Genomic DNA, 18,182 nt, shown 5'->3' on the forward strand with positions numbered 1-18,182 from the left:
CGGCCTCCTTATTCCTGCAGCTGTTTCGGGTCAACCTGCTTCACGGTCGACAGCTTCTGCACCATGCTGGTGGTCTGCTTGCGGCCACCGAACATGTTGAACTCGCTGTCCCCGTTGCAGCCGTCGCCGAAGCTGAAGCCGCAACCGTTGCGCTCGCCATAGGCGGTGGCGTCCGGGAAGGCTTCTTTGGCCAGCTCGCGGTGGCTGGTTGGAATCACGAACCGGTCCTCATAGTTGGCAATCGCCAGGTAGCGGTACATTTCGTCCGCCTGGGCCTTGGTGAGCCCAGCCTCCTCAAGGGCCCGCAGGTCTTCCCTGCCTTCTACGGTTTCAGCGCGCTTGTACAGGCGCATGGCCATGATCCGCTTGAGGGCACGCACGATGGGTTTCTCATCACCGGCGGTGAGCAGATTGGCCAGGTACTTGACCGGGATCCGCAGGCTTTCGATCTTCGGCAGCACCCCATCAAACTCGACCTTGCCGGCTTCCGCCGCCGACTGGATCGGGCTCAGCGGCGGCACGTACCAGACCATCGGCAGGGTGCGGTATTCCGGGTGCAGCGGCAGGGCCAGTTTCCAGTCCACGGCCATCTTGTAGACCGGGCTCTGCTGGGCCGCTTCGATGACATTCATCGGGATGCCGTCTTTCTTCGCCTGTTCGATCACTTTCGGGTCAAACGGATCCAGGAAGATTTCCAGCTGCTTCTCATACAGCTCGTGCTCCCCCGGAGCGCTGGCCACTTCCTCGATACGGTCGGCGTCGTACAGCAGCACGCCGAGGTAACGGATGCGGCCGACACAGGTCTCGGAGCACACGGTGGGCATGCCGGCTTCAATGCGCGGGTAGCAGAAGATGCACTTCTCGGACTTGCCGGTTTTCCAGTTGAAGTAGATCTTCTTGTACGGGCAGCCGGAGACACACATGCGCCAGCCGCGGCACTTGTCCTGATCAATCAGGACGATGCCGTCTTCCTCGCGCTTGTAGATGGCACCGCTCGGGCAGCTGGCCACACAGGCCGGGTTCAGGCAGTGCTCGCACAGACGCGGGAGGTACATCATGAAGGTGTTCTCGAACTGGCCGTAGATGTCCGCCTGCACCTGGTCGAAGTTCTTGTCCTTGCGGCGCTTGGCGAACTCGGTACCGAGGATCTCCTCCCAGTTCGGGCCCCACTCAATCTTCTGCATGCGCTGGCCGGAGATCAGCGAGCGCGGCCGGGCAACCGGCTGGTGCTTGCTGTCGCCCGCGGTATGCAGGTGCTGGTAATCGAAATCGAACGGCTCGTAGTAGTCATCGATCTCCGGCAGGTCCGGGTTGGCGAAGATATTCGCCAGGACCCGGAAACGGCCACCGATCTTCGGGCGGATCTTGCCGGAGCTGTCACGCATCCAGCCGCCCTTCCACTTGTCCTGGTTCTCCCACTCTTTCGGGTAGCCGATACCGGGCTTGGTCTCGACGTTGTTGAACCAGGCGTATTCCATGCCTTCACGGCTGGTCCAGACGTTCTTGCAGGTTACTGAACAGGTGTGGCAACCAATGCACTTATCCAGGTTCAGTACCATGCCGACTTGGGAACGGATTTTCATTTTACAGCCTCCTGAACAGTGTCATTGCCTTCGCCATCGAGCCAGTCGACGTTGTGCATCTTGCGCACCACCACGAATTCGTCGCGGTTGGAGCCGACCGTGCCGTAGTAGTTGAACCCGTAGGAATACTGGGCGTAACCGCCGATCATGTGGGTCGGTTTCGGGCAGACCCGGGTAACCGAGTTGTGGATACCACCCCGGGTACCGGTGATTTCCGAGCCGGGCACGTTCACGATCCGCTCCTGGGCGTGGTACATCATCACCATGCCGGGCATCACGCGCTGGCTGACCACGGCCCGGGCCGCGATAGCACCGTTGGCGTTGAACAGCTCGATCCAGTCGTTGTCCACGATGCCCATTTCCTTGGCGTCGTCCTCGCTCAGCCAGACGATGGGGCCACCGCGGGAGAGGGTCAGCATTAGCAGGTTGTCGCTGTAGGTGCTGTGGATACCCCACTTCTGGTGCGGCGTGATCCAGTTCAGCGCTTTCTCCGGGTTACCGTTGCTGCGCTGGTTAAGCATGCTGCCCACCGCCTTGGTGTTGATCGGCGGACGGTACACCAGCAGGCTTTCACCGAAGGCGCGCATCCACTCATGGTCCTGGTAGAACTGCTGACGACCGGTCAGGGTGCGCCAGGGGATCAGCTCATGAACGTTGGTGTAACCGGCGTTGTAGGACACGTGCTCGTCTTCCAGACCAGACCAGGTCGGGCTGGAGATGATCTTGCGCGGCTGCGCCACGATGTCCCGGAAGCGGATTTTCTCCTCTTCCTTGTTGGTGGCCAGGTGGGTGTGGTCCAGCCCGGTCATCTCGGACAGCGCCGCCCAGGCTTTTACCGCCACCTGGCCATTGGTTTCCGGCGCCAGGGTCAGGATCACTTCCGCCGCATCAATGGCGGACTCGATCTTCGGACGACCCGCGTTGGCACCCTCAATGTGGGTGTAGTTCAGGTCCTTGAGGAAGTTCACTTCCTTCTCGGTGTTCCAGCTGATGCCCTTGCCGCCGTTACCCAGCTTGTCCATCAGCGGGCCAAGAGAGGTGAAACGGGCGTAGGTGTTCGGGTAGTCGCGCTCCACAGTGATGAAGTTGGGGGCGGTCTTGCCCGGGATCAGGTCGCACTCGCCCCGCTTCCAGTCTTTTACGTCGAAGGGCTGGCCCAGCTCCGCCGGTGCGTCGTGCAACAGCGGCAGGGTCACCACGTCCTTCTCGACACCCAGGTGGCCCTCGGAAGCCTTTGAGAAAGACCTGGCGATGCCCTTGTAGATCTCCCAGTCGCTGCGGGCTTCCCACGCCGGGTCGGTGGCGGCGGTCAGCGGGTGAATGAACGGGTGCATGTCCGAAGTATTCAGGTCGTTCTTCTCGTACCAGGTGGCGGTCGGCAGAACGATGTCGGAATACAGGCAGGTGGTGGACATGCGGAAGTCCAGGGTCACCAGCAGGTCGAGCTTGCCTTCCGGCGCCTCGTCATGCCATTTCACCTCTTCCGGCTTGGCGCCGCCTTCATGGCCCAGGTCCTTGCCCTGCAGGCCGTTCTTGGTACCCAGAAGGTACTTCAGCATGTACTCATGGCCCTTGCCGGAGGAGCCCAGCAGGTTGGAGCGCCAGATGAACAGGTTGCGCGGGTGGTTCTGGGGCGCTTCCGGGTCCTCGCTAGCAAAGGCCAGGGAACCATCCTTCATGGACTGCGCCACGTAGTCGGCCACCTCCATGCCGGCCTTTTCCGCCTCGGCCGCGATCCCCAGAGGGTTGCGGTTGAGCTGCGGCGCGGAGGGCAACCAGCCCATGCGCTCGGCGCGTACGTTGTAATCGATCAGGCTGCCGCCGAACTTGGACTTGTCCGCCAGCGGCGACAGGATCTCGTCCACACCCAGTTTCTCGTAGCGCCACTGACCGGAGTGAGCGTAGAAGAAGGAGGTGGAGTTCATGTGCCGCGGCGGACGCTGCCAGTCCAGGCCAAACGCCAGCGGCTGCCAGCCGGTCTGCGGACGCAGTTTCTCCTGGCCGACGTAGTGGCTCCAGCCACCACCGCTCTGGCCGATGCAGCCACACATGATCAGCATGTTGATCAGGCCACGGTAGTTCATGTCCATGTGGTACCAGTGGTTCATACCGGCACCGACGATGACCATGGAGCGGCCCTTGGTCTTGTCAGCGTTATCGGCGAACTCACGGGCGATGCGGATTACTTTCTCGGCGGGCACACCGGTGATCTTTTCCTGCCAGGCCGGGGTGTAGGGCTTCACTTCCTCGTAGGAGATGGCGCCGTCATCCTCGCCCAGGCCCCGGCTGATGCCGTAGTTGGCGACCATCAGATCGTAAACGGTGACCACGCGACCTTCGGAGCCATCCGCCAGCTGGACCTTGCGGGAGCCCAGCTTGTGCTTGAGGACGTCCTTGATCTCCACGTGCTGGAAATGGTCGTGCTCGATACCGCCGAAATAAGGGAAAGCAACATCGACAACGTCGTCGTGTTTCTCGACCATGGACAGCTGCAGGTTCACATCAGAACCTTTCGCGGTCTGCTTCAGGTTCCATTTGCCCTTCTCGCCCCAGCGGTAGCCGATGGAGCCGTTAGGCGCGGTGAGCTCGCCGGAGGCTTCGTCAATGGCAATGGTTTTCCACTCGGGGTTGTTCTCTTCACCGAGGCCATCCACCAGGTCACTGGCGCGCAGGAACCGGCCCGGCACGTAGCTGCCGTCGTCCTTTTGCTCCAGCATCACCAGGTACGGCATGTCGGTATACCGGCGCACGTAGTCGGTGAAATAGGCACTGGGCTTGTCGACGTGGAATTCCTTCAGAATCACGTGGCCCATGGCCATGCCCAGCGCCGCGTCGGTGCCCTGCTTCGGGTTCAGCCACTCGTCAGACAGCTTGGACACTTCCGCGTAGTCCGGCGTGATAGCGACAGTCTTGGTGCCCTTATAACGAACCTCGGTGAAGAAGTGCGCGTCCGGGGTCCGGGTCTGGGGTACGTTGGAGCCCCAGGCGATGATGTAACCGGAGTTATACCAGTCGGCCGATTCCGGAACGTCGGTCTGTTCGCCCCAGGTTTGCGGCGAAGCCGGTGGCAGGTCACAGTACCAGTCGTAGAAGCTCATGCACACGCCACCGATCAGCGACAGGTAGCGGCTACCGGCGGCGTAGGACACCATGGACATGGCAGGAATCGGCGAGAAACCGATGATGCGGTCCGGACCGTGCTGCTTGGCGGTGTAGACGTTGGACGCACCAATCAGCTCGTTGACCTCGTCCCAGCTGGAGCGCACGAAGCCGCCCATGCCACGGCGCGGCTTGTATTCGGCGGTTTTCTTGGGGTCTTCAACAATTGAGGCCCAGGCTTCGACCGGATCCTTGTGCTGTGCTTTCGCCGCGCGCCAGAGCTTCATCAGGTGCTTGCGCATCAGCGGGTATTTCAGGCGGTTGGCGCTGTACATGTACCAGGAGTAGCTGGCGCCGCGAGGACAACCACGGGGCTCGTGATTGGGGAGGTCGGCACGGGTACGCGGGTAATCGGTCTGCTGGGTTTCCCAGGTGACCAGACCGTTCTTGACGTAGATTTTCCAGCTGCAGGAACCGGTGCAGTTAACGCCGTGGGTGGAGCGCACGATCTTGTCGTGCTGCCAGCGCTTGCGGTAGCTGTCTTCCCAGTCGCGGGAGACATCGTGGGTTTCGCCGTGCCCGTTGGCGAACGGCTCGCGCTTCTTCCTGAAGTAGTTCAGCTTGTCGATCAAATGACTCATGGTCTCTCTCCGTCTGCCGGATCGTTGTTCCGATTTGAGACCATTGTGTGTGAGAAAAAGCCCGAAATCTGCGTGGTTACTACCACATAACCCGGCCCTACCTCACTGGTGGTAGGGCGCTCATATCACCCGGTGGAGGAACGATTGACGCTCACGTTGGCGGCTGTCCCGGGCGAACATGAGCAAACAGCCCGCCAGCAGGATAAACAGAATCATGAATACCGCAGTGCGAATGCCCAACCAGTAGTTCACGGCACCAAAAATCACGGGCAGTAGAAACGCAACGGAACAGGCACCGACCAGTAGCAGACCCGACACCAGGGCCACGGACGCCTGGCCATTCAGAATGGCCAGGCGCTGAAGGCTGCCCATGGCACAGCCCATGGCAAGCCCCAGCGCTATGATGAACGCGGCCTCCACGGACAGGGGCAATGCAAACTCCAGCTCTATGACAGACTCACTGCCTCGGATGAACAGTGTCATCGGCGGGTAGGAAAGCACGAACAGGGAGACCAGACAGACTACCAACGACCGACTTATAACAGCCGCGGAACCATACCGGTCAGACAGGGCACCGCCAACGATCTGCGCAAGTGCCCCGGGAATCACAAACCACTGTGACAGACGCGCTCCTGCCTGGACATCCAACCGGAACTGGGAGGAAAGGTAATCTGGCAACCAGAGTGCCAGGGCAAAGAAACTACCTGCGACCACGCCGAAGAATGCGCAGGCCTGCCAACGCCGGATCCGTTTGTTGTTGCTGTACCTGCGCCGCAGCCCACCTTGGACAGCGGGGGCCGCCTTTGCATCCTCGGATGATGTCAGCATGAGCATCAACGCCAGAATCAGAAGCAACACCACCAGGTACGCGAGTGCCACGCCCCGCCACGAGAATGCCTCGGCAAACAACGGCACCAGGTAGTAGTTCAAACCGGCTCCGGTCACGCCACTGCCAAACACACCCAGTACCAGCCCCAGTCGTCTGAGTTCACAGTGGGCGGTCACAAATTGCAGCCCGGCGCAATAAAACCCGCCTGCCAGGCCCAATCCACCGGCCGCCAGCAGGTATCCGAAAAAGCTCCTGGTGCTCAGCAGAATAACCATACATCCAGCCAGGCCGGCCAGACACAGCAGCATAACCCGGCGCGCACCGACGTTCTGGGCCGCAAGACCCGCCGGAATCGCCAGCAGGGCGCTGACGGCCATAGGCATTGCCAGCAGGAAGCCAAACTGGAGGCTGCTCAGCGATAACTCTGCCCGCACATGCACACCAGCAACGGCAAAGAGGGTCCAGCAACCGGATGCAACAAAAAATCCCACGAGCGCCAGCGGAAGAACAACAGCCAGAGAGGTCAGTCTGTCTTCCTTGCCCTCCAGATCTTCCACCATTGGTCGCCTCCCATCGAAACCCAACTTTTAGTTTCATCTTTTGCCCTGCAAGGGGTCAAAGACTATGATGGGCTATCGCCTCTTGGGGTAAATGACTATTCTCAAGGAGGTAGAAGGCTTACTCCGGTTCAGTCACCATGCACATCGGGAACTGAGGTCGCCCGCTCTATGTCGAGGCAACCCAAAAGACGACGATCAATGAAATCCAGAACATCTCTCGTGAACCGGCTCGCGGTTGTTGTCGGAGCTGTGGTGCTCACCGCCCTGGTCAGCATGGCAGCCACCCTTGCCGTTTCAAAAAGCATCGAAGGCAACGCAACGGCCATCAACCAGGCTGGTGCACTCCGGATGGGAGCGTTCCAGCTCCTGTCCAGGGCCGCTGGCCCCAAGCAATACGAGCGGGATACCGGTTCCTTTGCCGGGCTCACCGAGAAGTACACAGCACGCCTGATTAATGTCGGCATTACCAAGGCCATTCCGGAAGACCCGGAGCACCCCCTGGCGAAGCAGTATCAAACGATTCTGGACTCCTGGAAATCCGGCCTCAAGCCCACGCTGGAGAGCCATACCCCCGGCGCACTGGTGAACGCCGATCTGATTGAGGCAACAGACGCCTACGTTCGCGAAGTCGACCAGATGGTCACCATGCTTGAGGAGCGCACGGAAGCCCGAATCGACCTCCTGCACCTGATCCAGATTATCAGCCTGGCCTTTTCCATCCTGATCATTCTCGCGCTGTTCATTGACCTGAAGAACCGTGTATTGCGGCCCTTGCGGAAGCTTGTTGATATTGCCGGCGCGGTCCGGCAACAGGATTTCTCACACAAGGCCCGCCTGAAAGGCTCTGATGAACTCGCCCAGCTCGGGCATGCGTTCGACCAGATGACCAGTGAGCTGGCTCTCACCTACCACGAGCTGGAAGAACGCGTCCGCAGCAAGACCGAAGAGCTGGAAAAGAGTCACGCCGCCCTGCAACTTCTTCATACTTCCAGCCGAAGCCTGTTCGCCAATCACGATCTGTGCGACGGCGCCGTGCCGATGCTGCAGCAACTGGAGCAACTGCTTGGCATTGGTCCTATGCAGATATACCTGCATGACAAAAACTCGTCCCAGCCCGTTCAGGCCGTCACGACCGCGACCCGCGAGCGGCCTTTCTACTGTCGGGACCATCACTGCAATGCCTGCCTCGTAGAGCCCGAGCAATACGAAGAACTGCCGGTCGAAGATAACGACGGCCGCCGCCTGTTGCTGCCCATTCGCACTCCCGGCCAGTTGCTGGGTACGCTGGAAGTCTGGTATCCGGCCGACCGGGAACTGTCCCAGACGGCCCGCCGGTTGCTGGAAACATTGAGTGACCAGTTGGCGACAGCCATTTTCCTTGAGCGCCAGATCACCGAGGAACAGCAACTGACACTGGCCGAAGAGCGCACCGTCATTGCCCGTGAGCTGCACGATTCACTGGCGCAGTCTCTGTCGTACCTGAAAATGCAGGTGGCCCGTCTGCGCAGACTCAACATTGTCGGTGAACAGGAGGCCACCCACGAGGCCATTCTGGATGAGCTCAGTACCGGCCTGAACAGCGCCTACCGGCAACTGCGTGAGCTATTGACGACCTTCCGACTCAAACTCGACACGCCCGACCTGTCGTCGGCACTCCAGTACACGGTTGAGGAATTCTCGGAACGACTCGGTAAGCCCGTGCAACTGTTTTACAATCTGCCGCCGAATACGCTGTCCCCGAATGAGGAAATCCACACCCTTCAAATCGTTCGCGAGGGGTTGGCCAATGCTGTGAAGCACGCCGACGCCAGCGAGGTCGCAGTCGAGGTAAGCTTCGAATCACCGAAGGTGAAAGCGCGGATCCGCGACAACGGCAAGGGGCTGCCCGGAGGCGACCAACCGGTCAATCACTACGGTCTTGTCATCATGCAAGACCGCGCCAGGACACTTGGTGGGCAGGTGCAGGTGAAGAACCGCGAGGAAGGGGGTGTGGAAGTGTCGCTGTCTTTCATCCCCAAAAGTCGAAACCTCATTCCGACAGAAGCGCCAAGCGCCTGACCCGGATTACATACAAGGTCTGCCATTGAGCAGACCGGAAAGCAGAAAAGGAACCAGAGTCCCCATGTCAGAGACCCCCGCGAGCATTCTGCTGATTGATGATCATCCGCTTCTACGCCAGGGCATCAAGCAGTTGATTGAAATGGAAGACGATATGGAAGTCGTAGGCGAGGCCAGCAACGCCTCCGACGGCATTCGTCTGGCCACGGAAATCGAACCGGACCTGATCCTGATGGATCTGAACATGCCCGAGATGAACGGCATCGAAGCCCTTGAGAAACTCCGGCAACAGAACATCAGCTCCCGGATCATCATGTTCACGGTTTCCGACTACGAGGACGATGTGGTTGCCGCCCTGCGCGCTGGTGCTGATGGCTACCTGCTCAAGGACATGGAGCCCGAGGACATGATCCGCCAACTGCACCAGGCAGCAGTGGGCAAGATGGTGATCAGCGAGCGACTGACCACGCTGCTGGCCCAGGCGCTGCGATCCAACAAACCGCAACAGGCCTCACGCCCGGACTTTGACAGCCTGACGCCCCGGGAGAAGGATATCCTGCGCCTGATTGCCGAGGGCCTTTCCAACAAGATGATTGGCCGTAAACTCGATATCAGCGACGGTACGGTAAAAGTGCACGTGAAGCATCTGCTGAAAAAGCTGAACCTGCGCTCCCGGGTCGAGGTGGCAGTTTGGGCGGTCGAGGAAGGCCTGCACCGATAGGCGTACCGTAAGCCGGGGCCCGAAAATGGTGGGTCGGGATCGGAAGAAGTCTTCTTTTGATCCCGCTTTCCGCCATCACTGCCTGAGTTATATCAAAGCCCCCAGCTGCCACGTCACCTATGCTGCTCCCGTTACCCAAAACGGAGCCAACCATGCCCCTGTCGCTGCCCAAACCTCCCTCATTTTCCGCACCGCCCCCATTGCTCAAGCAATCCATGGCGATGTTTCTGGAATTCTTGCCGTCTCCCAGTCCGGTACTCAGCGCCATCGACCAGCGCACTCCCATGCTATTCAAACAGCTGGTCGCCGAGGCGCCGTTGAATCGAATGTTCGCTGTCGCTATAGCCGACGGTGAGTTCGATTACTTTGAGGGCCGACGAGTACGACTGGAGGCCAACGGAGGTCAGCCAGGCGTGACCATCGGATTCTGGGAGGGAAGATTGCGGGTCATTGAAGGTCCCGGTGAAGCCACCATCCGGGGCTCTCTAACAGCTTTCAAAACTCTCGCCGAGCGAAAGCAGGATCCGGATCAGCTGTTCTTCCAACGCCGCCTTGTTATTGAGGGAGATACCGAACTGGGGCTTGCGTTGAAGAACCTGCTGGATGGCCTGGAGTGGAGTGTCAGCCTCAGGGCCATCCTGTTTCCAGGCCCCTGATGCAGGCCTCCAACTCCGGTATTTGTACAATCCGGCGGCTCGGGTCAGCCGTTACCAATCAGATCCATCCCCGGCTTGCCATACCAGTACCCGTTACAGGGTGGCGCTTCCACCAGCTGTAACGGGTCTGTAGCCGGCGCCTCGCCCCGGCGTACCTGATCGAAGCGCCTGATTACCTCATCCATGCCTTGATGCTCCGGGCTCAGGCGCACCGTGCTCACACCCATCCGCTCCATATCCGGCAGTTCCCGCATCAGGTCATAGCGGGAACCCGACAGGGTGGAAATACCGTTCAGGCGGAACAACTCCTGGGACTCTCTTGAGCGCAGTTCCATGCCATCCGGGTGCTGCAAACAGCGGAACTCACAGTTGTCCTTGGGCAGGTTGTAATGGCGGGCGGTGAAACAGCGGGAGGACCACGCCAGAGGCAGAAAGCCCCAGGCGAACACTTCGGCAGGCAACTCCAGGCCTTCCTGTTTCAAGCCGGTGATCAACTGTTCAAGGGTTTCCCTGCCCAGTTCCACTGGCAGGCTCCAACCTTTCAGTCCCTGCTTCGCCAGCATCTTGAGAGTGGCGACGTTATAGATGTTCATGGAGGGGCCGGTCACAAATGGAATGTGGTGATGGATGGCGACCTGCACGGCGCTCTGATCGTTGGCCTCCACCAGGAATTCGTTCTGATCGCAGATCCGGCGCAGGCGCCTCAAGTCGGCGTCGGACTCGATCAGGGTCTGGGTAGAAATCACCACCTCCTTGCCGCAGGCTTTGAGGTCCCGGGCCAGGTCAAACCAGTCGTCGGGCTTCAGTTCCCGCCGACGGGAGCAGACCGCCTCCCCCAGGTAAATGGTATCCACCGGCCACTCCGCCGCCTTGGCGTAAAAATCGAACACGCTCTGCCTGGACCAGAACCAGAGGATGGGGCCGAGAGAAAGTTTCATCATGATTGAAAGAACCTTATTTCCACTTTCGGTGATAGGCGCCCAGGGTGGTCAGCCCACCTTCGGAGAGCCCGGACAGAGTGTTGCGCCAGCCATCCTCTACGGCAAACATACCCGGTGTTCTTTTCAGGCTGTCCAGAGCCTGACGCCAGGTCCGTGCCACGTCGGCAATGTAGGCAGGGCTGCGCTGGCGCCCCTCGATCTTCACCGCGCTGATCCCCAGCGCCTGCAAGTCGGGCAACAGATCCAGAGTACTCAGGCTCACCGGTTCCTCGATGGCGTGATAGACGCTGCCTTCCACCTCGAACCGGCCCTTGCAGAGGGTCGGGTAACCGGCGGATTCACCCGGACCGTAACGGTCGATCAGCACATCGTTCAGGCGCGACTCCAGCCCCTGGGTGGTCTCCTGCCAGCGCACGGCCTTGGCGGGTGAACAGGCGCCGCGGGTGTTGGGGGATTCGTCCGTCAGGTAGGACGACAGGTAGCAGCGGCCCTCGGCCATAATGCACAGACTGCCAAAGGCGAAAACTTCCAGCTCAACCGGGCTTTGCTTTGCAACACCCCGCACCTGATCGAGGGAAAGTACCCGGGGCAGGACCGCCCGCCGGATATCGAAATTGTCCTTGTAGAATTTTAGGGCTTCATGGCTGGTGGCAGAGCCCTGAACGGACAGGTGCCGGGGAATGGTCGGATAACGGTTGGCGGCATAATCCAGCAGGCCCATGTCGGCCAGGATGATGGCGTCCACCCCCAGGCCTGCCGCCCGGTCCACGGCGCCTTTCCACAGTTCCCAGCCATCCGGTTGCGGGTAGGTATTGATGGCACAGAACACCCGGCTGCCCCGTTTATGGGCATATTCAATGCCTTCGGCGGCACGTTTGTCGTTGAAGTTCAGGCCGGCGAACTGGCGGGCATTGGTGCTGTCACGGAAACCGAAGTAGACCGCGTTGGCACCGTTATCGACAGCGGCTTTCATCGCCGGCAGGCTGCCGGCCGGACAGACGAGCTCCATGATTTTCTCCCCAAAAATAGATACTTGGAGAATAACGGCGAGAGCTCGGCGATGCCTTGACCTTTATCAGAGCCATAGCTCGGCGGGGTTTTACCTGCAAAGTTTCCTGACGGGGCAAATGGCAGAAAGCTTAAGCGTGGCCGACCGAGGGAGAAAGTGACCGACACCGGCAATTGCCGGTCTGCCGGGAGCAATGCGGAAACACCGCGATTATTAGCCTCGCACTTGCCCCAGTTTGCTATAGTTTACTTCCAAGGATTTTGTCTCCCGTGCTGGGAAGTTCCCCCCTTTTATCGCCAAACACCTTCGCGATCCCTAACGTGAAGCTGTTTTGCACATTCGAATCATCCATTGCCCGCTTCAAGGAAGAACGACCGGTGAAAACAGCGATACCGCCAGACCTACCTTATTCAGTTCCGTCCTCCGGCCTACCCGAGCCCGACGAACCCCAGGAAATCGTTGTGTATTATTGGGGGCGCATCATTGCTGCTCTTTTCGTATTAGTTCTGGTGGTGGGGGGCATAACCTGGGGCGCCTTTGAGATTTTTGGCACCGTGGAACAAAAGGAAGTGCTGGCAGAGAATCAGGAAGGTGAGGCGCCCCCTCTCCCCTCGGTATTCATCGACCAGCCCGCGTCCGCCGAGCCTGCATCTATCCAGTTCCCGAAGACCGCATCAAAAGAAAAACCGGAATCTGGCGCAAGCCCTCGCATGCCGGACCAGGCACTTTCGGTTCAAGCGGAAGTCGCAGAAACGCCTGTCTCCATGTCCGAAACTGCGGCCGGGACAGCGTCGAGTGAATCCAGTGCTGAACCCGCACCCCCTGAGCTGGCCAGGCAGGCGAGCGAACCGGTGTCATCGGTAGACCCCTCCTCCCTTCCGGCGCCGGCTGCAGGAGAATCCGAACCGCCCCCCGAAGATGCTGCGTCGATCAAGATACTGTCTGATCACTTGATCCGGGCGCAACTGAGTACCGGCCTGGCGGAAAAAGAGCCCATCGACGAAATCCCGAACGTTTTGACGATGGACAGCGACGGACTGATTCGAATTTACCTGTTTACCGAAATCCAGGGCATGGAAGATCAGCTGCACTTTCACGACTGGTACCTGGAGGACGAACGGGTTGCGCGGGTGGAAATCAAGCCGTCGGTTGACCCCATGCGCGCATCCTCAGCCAAGTATATCGACCGACACATGTTGGGAGACTGGCGAGTTGAGGTGATCACAGCAGAAGGCGAGCTTTTGGCCACGGGGGCGTTTTCCATTCTGCCTCTATAACCGAAGCCGGAAGCAGCATGGGAGCAAGGAGAAGTGCACCGTCTGAGTGACGCGGCTTGTTTTCACTGCCTCAGTCATACTCCGTATGCTGAGGCAGATCGTCCGTGATCTCGAACCAGGGCGCCTTACTGCCCACGAATACGTGGCGCTCCGCTTTTACTCCCGGGTCTATATCGAGTGTTCCGAGTGGAAAGCCATAGATCTCGGGGTTTGCATCGAATTTTGTGTAGAGGCTGGAACCGCAATTTGAGCAAAAGCCCTTGTGCTCACCCGGAGAGGATTCGTAGAACTTCATCAATTCCTGACCCTTGACTGTGTGCCAATCGGAAGACTGCACCTTTGCGCGGGTTCTGAACGCTGAGGCGTGTAGCTTCCGGCACATTGAGCAATGACAGTTCAGGACATCAGTCAGCGGACCGTTGATTTCGTATTGGATGCCTCCGCAGAGACAGCTACCCGTTTGCTTCATTGATGCACTTCCTTGTGTGACAACGCGAGCAGCAGGGGCGCGATGTCAGGAGCCTCCCTTGCCTGCATTGGTTATATCTTTTTTTTGATTCGCTGTACGAACTTTCTCCCAACACCGCAACGATGCACGTTGCCATCAGTGACGGGAAGACTTGTCTCCCCATTTTCCCGAGCGACTTTCAATCGTATGCCAAACAACAGTGACCTCGATTCTCTGAGCAAATCCAACAAAGTTTGAGCTTCAATTTGGTGCTTGGGGATGGGATTCTGGCCCGTAATGGTAGCTTTAACGTTATGCGCAATTACTAAGTCTCGGTAATCTTTAACATTGATCTTTTGCTTTAATTTCAGGATTTTATTTCGATGTTCCTGCAACTCCTGATCAACGTGCTCTTCATAGGTGGAAACCAAGTTGTACAGACTGAGATATTCGTATGTGGTTCCGGATGACTCATAGCCTTTACCGTCGAATAACAGTCGTGCGGTTGAGAGAATGATGTCATTGTGAACCGAAAGCTGAATTATCTTTGCAGCTTTCAAAGATAACCCACTGATCGCCTTGATGCCTTCCTCGTTGGAGTAGACCTCGTCGTAGAAGTGGACTGTCGTAATCAAACGGTCTAGCTCAACGATAAACCTATCGAGGTCCAGCATCTAATGCTCCAGTTCCGAGAAATATAACAGCTGATGCAACGACAAATGACGTCTATCCCTCACGCGGTTATCCCTCAACACCCAAGGAGGAACGGCATCGCTTTATCTTTAAAAATCAGATATATAGCCTTTCGAGCCACAAAAAATCCCGCGGAGATAAACGCAGTTTGTCGTTTTTGGTGCGAACTTCAGGTTCGTCTATCCCGCTTTCATCCAACCGCACTATTCCATAAATTTCATAGACTTGTAAGCTTTAACGCACTTATTCCACGACGTTTTGCGACACTTGTCGTTGATCTCCATAAGACCGTATGGCTCCCCAGCGTTCGTCAGAGTGCCTGCCGCCCCCGGCTTATGGGGAGGGAAGCGTAAATCGAAACTCGTCTGGGCTGACCCAAGCCATCCAGGGACTCAACCACGGATTCACCCGTGGAAAGGCCCTGAGAGATCACTCTCAGGGCTATTGGAGATCAGATAATCCGGGAAAACCGCTGGCTGGCGCCTTCCTTGCGGTACAGGTCGAAGATCTGGCAGATGGCGCGAATCAGCAGGCGGCCGGAGGGCTGTACCTGCAGGACCGTGCCCGCGTCGGCGATTAGCTCATCCTGCACCATCGGTTTGAGGCGATTCAGTTCATCGGCAAAGTAGCGATCGAAGTCTTCCTGCCACTCGGCGGCAAACTGCTGGCGATCCAGCCGGAACTGACAGATCAGCTGACCGATTACCCAGCGGCGGATGCGGTCATCCCGGCTCAGGCTCACACCCCGGGTGATCGCCAGCTGGCCGGCATCGATGGCCGCTTCCCAGGCTGGCAGGTCGTGGTTGTTCTGGAAGTAGGCATCGTCGGTCTGGCCGATGGCGGAGACACCCAGGGACACCAGATCGCAGTCGGAATGGGTGGTGTAGCCCTGGAAGTTCCGGTGCAGGCGACCTTCGCGCTGAGCCACCGCCAGACTGTCGTCCGGTTTGGCAAAGTGGTCCATGCCAATGTATTCGTACCCGGCCTCGAGCAGCCGGTTGATGGTGTTATGCAGGATGGTCAGCTTCTGCTGTGGACTTGGCAGGGTCTCGCTCTGGATGCGGGTCTGCGGGTAGAACCGGTCCGGCAGGTGCGCGTAGCTGAACACCGATAGCCGGTCCGGGGACATTTCGATCACCGCCTCCAGGGTCTCGGCGAAACTCTCCGGTGTCTGGTAAGGCAGGCCGTAGATCAGGTCGAGGTTGATGGAGCGGAAGCCAATCCGGCGGGCCTCGTTGAGAACCGCCTCGGTCATGTCCCGTGGCTGGATCCGGTTTACCGCTTTCTGCACCTGCGGATTTACATCCTGGACACCCAGACTAATGCGGTTAAAGCCCAGTTCCCACAGTGTCGGCAGGGTATCCTGATCGACCTCGCGGGGATCGATCTCCACGCTGTAATCCCGCTCATCACCGGTCTGCAGGTTAAAGAGTTCCGCGTAACCGGCCATCAGGTGCTGCATCACATCCCGCGGCAGGAAGGTGGGTGTGCCGCCGCCCCAGTGCAGCTGCTTGACCGGTCGGTCCGCCCCGAACAGCCTGGACTGGATGCCCGCCTCTTTCAGTACCCGCTCCACATAGGGCATCGCCTTGTCGCGCTTCTTGGTGATGACCTTATTGCAGGCGCAGTAATAACAGAGGTGGGCACAGAACGGCAGGTGGGTGTACAGGGACAAGGGCCGGGCACTGGCCTTGCTGCGGGCAGCCGCTTTGACCATGTCTTCCACCGTGTAATCGGGCGTGAACTCCACGGCCGTCGGGTAGGAGGTATAACGGGGGCCGCTGAGGTCATAACGGCGGATCAGGGCATCATCCCAGATGAAAGCCGGAAGTTCGTTTGAAGCAGCTGCAACGGCGGTTTCGGAAGACATAATAAAAACTCTGAACGTTGGAAGGAATCAGTAGACCGGAAAGTCCCGTCATTATCGCGAACTCCGGCCCGGCAACGATTGATGCGGGTCAGTTGGTGATGACTTTCAGTCTATCACTCGGCCTCCTGAACCACCCTTGCGCCCTTGGCGTATTCTGGCTACCCCCTTTGGGGCATACCGGAATCTATGGAGTAACCTGACATGGCCAACCTGATCCTGATCCTGGGCGATCAACTGACGCCCGACATCAGTGCCCTCGACGATGCCGACCCGAGCCAGGATCGGATCGTTATGGCCGAAGTCGGCGACGAGGCCGGCTACACCAACCACCACAAGAAAAAACTGGTGCTGCTGTTCAGTGCCATGCGGCATTTCGCCAGGCAACTCGAACAGGACGGCTGGCAGGTGCACTACCAGGCCTATCAGCCGGACAATGAATGCCAGAGCCTGGAAGCGGTGATTGCCGAACGGGTGAAGGCGTGGACGCCGGACAAAGTCATCACCACCGAGTGCGGGGAGTGGCGGCTGCATTCGCAGATCAGCCAGTGGCACGAAAGACTGGGTGTGCCCGTGGAGATTCGCCCGGATACCCGTTTCATTGCCAGCAAGCAGGAGTTTGCGGACTGGGCCGAAGGGCGAAAACAGCTGCGTATGGAGTTCTTCTACCGGGAAATGCGCCGAAAAACAGGCTTGTTGATGACAAGCGACGGCGATCCGGAAGGTGGCCAGTGGAACTTCGACGCCGACAACCGGAAAAAATGGACCGGCAAACCGCCGGCACCCGCCCCCTTCCGTGTCGAGCCGGATGCCATCACCCGGCAGGTGATCGCACTGGTGGATGACCACTTTGCCGATCACTTCGGCACCACCGAGGATTTCCACTTCGCCGTCACGCCCGAGGATGCCGGGGCGGCGCTCGAGCACTTCATCGATTTCGCCCTGCCCTGCTTCGGTGATTTTCAGGATGCCATTTCAGATACCGAAGACTGGCTCTTTCACTCCATCCTTTCGCCCTACATCAACTGCGGCCTGCTGGATCCACTTGCAGTCTGTGAGGCAGCCGCAAAAGCCTGGTATGCCGGGCAGGCGCCTATCAATGCGGTGGAGGGGTTCGTCCGGCAGATCATCGGCTGGCGCGAGTTCGTCCGGGGTATCTACTGGCTGCACATGCCGGAATACGCCCGGGAAAACCGCCTCGGCAACACCCGGGCCCTGCCCTGGTTCTACTGGACCGGGGACACCAAGATGCGGTGTATGCACAAGGCCATCGACGCCACCCGGCGCAATGCCTATGCCCACCACATCCAGCGACTGATGGTGACCGGCAACTTTGCCCTGCTCGCCGGTGTCACACCGGAAGAAATCTGCGACTGGTACCTCGCGGTCTACGCCGACGCCTACGACTGGGTGGAATTACCCAATGTGCTGGGCATGGTGATGCACGCCGACGGCGGCTATCTCGGCTCCAAACCCTACGCCGCCAGCGGCAAATACATCAACCGCATGTCCGACCATTGCAGCAACTGTCACTACAAGGTGAACAAGAGCACGGAAGACGATGCCTGCCCCTTCAACGCACTGTACTGGCACTTTATTGACCGGCACCGGGATGATTTCGCGGGGAATCCCCGGATGGGCATGATGTATCGCAACTGGGACAAACAGAAACCGGAGAGGCGGGAAGCACTGCTTCACCGGGCCGACGCGTTACTGGCGAATATTGAGAAACTATAGGTCGGACGCATTGGAAGACACATCCTAAAGTTCAAAGGCGCCCCCCTCGCAGGACTGTTACGC

The 18,182-nt window shown here is 58.9% G+C and carries 13 protein-coding genes; 5 read left to right on the forward strand and 8 right to left on the reverse strand.

Annotation, left to right across the window (positions count from 1 at the left end; translation table 11 throughout):
- Nucleotides 1-8: 8 nt before the first annotated feature.
- The 3 genes from narH to KZO34_RS06480 form a co-directional block, all read right to left on the reverse strand.
- Nucleotides 9-1,583 carry a nitrate reductase subunit beta gene (narH, locus tag KZO34_RS06470; RefSeq protein ID WP_219474647.1) on the reverse strand — a complete coding sequence of 525 codons (1,575 nt, stop codon included), beginning with the start codon at nucleotides 1,581-1,583 and terminating at the stop codon, nucleotides 9-11.
- Nucleotides 1,580-5,323, reverse strand: a complete 3,744-nt coding sequence (locus tag KZO34_RS06475) for a nitrate reductase subunit alpha (RefSeq protein ID WP_219474651.1) — start codon at nucleotides 5,321-5,323, stop codon at nucleotides 1,580-1,582. Before KZO34_RS06475 ends, narH begins: the two co-directional genes overlap by 4 nt.
- Nucleotides 5,324-5,443: 120 nt before the next feature.
- Nucleotides 5,444-6,712, reverse strand: a complete 1,269-nt coding sequence (locus KZO34_RS06480; protein ID WP_219474656.1) for an MFS transporter — start codon at nucleotides 6,710-6,712, stop codon at nucleotides 5,444-5,446.
- Between the two features lie 198 nt (nucleotides 6,713-6,910).
- Here KZO34_RS06480 and KZO34_RS06485 point away from each other — a divergent pair, with 198 nt between their 5' ends.
- From KZO34_RS06485 to ubiT, 3 genes are all read left to right on the forward strand, one after another.
- Nucleotides 6,911-8,770, forward strand: coding sequence for a histidine kinase (locus tag KZO34_RS06485; RefSeq protein WP_219474659.1), 1,860 nt, complete (start codon nucleotides 6,911-6,913; stop codon nucleotides 8,768-8,770).
- Nucleotides 8,771-8,834: 64 nt separating this feature from the next.
- Nucleotides 8,835-9,491 (forward strand): two-component system response regulator NarL, encoded by a 657-nt coding sequence (gene narL / locus KZO34_RS06490; protein ID WP_219474663.1) that lies wholly within the window; start codon nucleotides 8,835-8,837, stop codon nucleotides 9,489-9,491.
- A 152-nt stretch (nucleotides 9,492-9,643) separates the two neighbouring features.
- Nucleotides 9,644-10,147, forward strand: coding sequence for a ubiquinone anaerobic biosynthesis accessory factor UbiT (gene ubiT / locus KZO34_RS06495; RefSeq protein WP_257900219.1), 504 nt, complete (start codon nucleotides 9,644-9,646; stop codon nucleotides 10,145-10,147).
- 44 nt (nucleotides 10,148-10,191) lie between these two features.
- On the opposite strand, the gene KZO34_RS06500 is transcribed toward ubiT, so the two are convergent.
- Together KZO34_RS06500 and ubiU are read right to left on the reverse strand one after the other, a co-directional pair.
- Nucleotides 10,192-11,088, reverse strand: a complete 897-nt coding sequence (locus tag KZO34_RS06500) for a U32 family peptidase (protein ID WP_219474672.1) — start codon at nucleotides 11,086-11,088, stop codon at nucleotides 10,192-10,194.
- A 13-nt stretch (nucleotides 11,089-11,101) separates the two neighbouring features.
- Complete coding sequence (ubiU, locus tag KZO34_RS06505) at nucleotides 11,102-12,097, reverse strand: ubiquinone anaerobic biosynthesis protein UbiU (protein ID WP_219474676.1); 996 nt, start codon at nucleotides 12,095-12,097, stop codon at nucleotides 11,102-11,104.
- Between the two features lie 377 nt (nucleotides 12,098-12,474).
- On the opposite strand from ubiU, the gene KZO34_RS18785 reads away from it, so the two are divergent.
- Nucleotides 12,475-13,374 (forward strand): DUF2914 domain-containing protein, encoded by a 900-nt coding sequence (locus tag KZO34_RS18785; protein WP_219474679.1) that lies wholly within the window; start codon nucleotides 12,475-12,477, stop codon nucleotides 13,372-13,374.
- A 70-nt stretch (nucleotides 13,375-13,444) separates the two neighbouring features.
- Here KZO34_RS18785 and KZO34_RS06515 read toward each other — a convergent pair whose 3' ends face one another.
- From KZO34_RS06515 to hemN, 3 genes are all read right to left on the reverse strand, one after another.
- Complete coding sequence (locus KZO34_RS06515; protein WP_219474683.1) at nucleotides 13,445-13,843, reverse strand: GFA family protein; 399 nt, start codon at nucleotides 13,841-13,843, stop codon at nucleotides 13,445-13,447.
- 71 nt (nucleotides 13,844-13,914) lie between these two features.
- Nucleotides 13,915-14,496, reverse strand: a complete 582-nt coding sequence (locus tag KZO34_RS06520; RefSeq protein ID WP_219474686.1) for an AbiU2 domain-containing protein — start codon at nucleotides 14,494-14,496, stop codon at nucleotides 13,915-13,917.
- Nucleotides 14,497-14,966: 470 nt separating this feature from the next.
- Nucleotides 14,967-16,385 (reverse strand): oxygen-independent coproporphyrinogen III oxidase, encoded by a 1,419-nt coding sequence (gene hemN, locus KZO34_RS06525; protein ID WP_219474689.1) that lies wholly within the window; start codon nucleotides 16,383-16,385, stop codon nucleotides 14,967-14,969.
- 201 nt (nucleotides 16,386-16,586) lie between these two features.
- Between hemN and KZO34_RS06530 the strand changes: the two genes are divergently transcribed.
- A complete protein-coding gene (locus KZO34_RS06530) occupies nucleotides 16,587-18,119 on the forward strand; it encodes a cryptochrome/photolyase family protein (protein ID WP_219474692.1) in 1,533 nt (510 codons plus the stop codon).
- Nucleotides 18,120-18,182 lie beyond the last annotated feature (63 nt).

Origin of the sequence: Marinobacter sp. F4206, from assembly GCF_019392195.1 — a bacterium.
Lineage (GTDB): Bacteria > Pseudomonadota > Gammaproteobacteria > Pseudomonadales > Oleiphilaceae > Marinobacter.

Bases quoted from the DNA above. Each gene is read 5' to 3' on its own strand.
- narH (WP_219474647.1), bottom strand. From the start codon at position 1,583: ATGAAAATCCGTTCCCAAGTCGGCATGGTACTGAACCTGGATAAGTGC.
- KZO34_RS06475 (WP_219474651.1), bottom strand. From the start codon at position 5,323: ATGAGTCATTTGATCGACAAGCTGAACTACTTCAGGAAGAAGCGCGAG.
- KZO34_RS06480 (WP_219474656.1), bottom strand. From the start codon at position 6,712: ATGGTGGAAGATCTGGAGGGCAAGGAAGACAGACTGACCTCTCTGGCT.
- KZO34_RS06485 (WP_219474659.1), top strand. From the start codon at position 6,911: ATGAAATCCAGAACATCTCTCGTGAACCGGCTCGCGGTTGTTGTCGGA.
- narL (WP_219474663.1), top strand. From the start codon at position 8,835: ATGTCAGAGACCCCCGCGAGCATTCTGCTGATTGATGATCATCCGCTT.
- ubiT (WP_257900219.1), top strand. From the start codon at position 9,644: ATGCCCCTGTCGCTGCCCAAACCTCCCTCATTTTCCGCACCGCCCCCA.
- KZO34_RS06500 (WP_219474672.1), bottom strand. From the start codon at position 11,088: ATGATGAAACTTTCTCTCGGCCCCATCCTCTGGTTCTGGTCCAGGCAG.
- ubiU (WP_219474676.1), bottom strand. From the start codon at position 12,097: ATGGAGCTCGTCTGTCCGGCCGGCAGCCTGCCGGCGATGAAAGCCGCT.
- KZO34_RS06515 (WP_219474683.1), bottom strand. From the start codon at position 13,843: ATGAAGCAAACGGGTAGCTGTCTCTGCGGAGGCATCCAATACGAAATC.
- KZO34_RS06520 (WP_219474686.1), bottom strand. From the start codon at position 14,496: ATGCTGGACCTCGATAGGTTTATCGTTGAGCTAGACCGTTTGATTACG.
- hemN (WP_219474689.1), bottom strand. From the start codon at position 16,385: ATGTCTTCCGAAACCGCCGTTGCAGCTGCTTCAAACGAACTTCCGGCT.
- KZO34_RS06530 (WP_219474692.1), top strand. From the start codon at position 16,587: ATGGCCAACCTGATCCTGATCCTGGGCGATCAACTGACGCCCGACATC.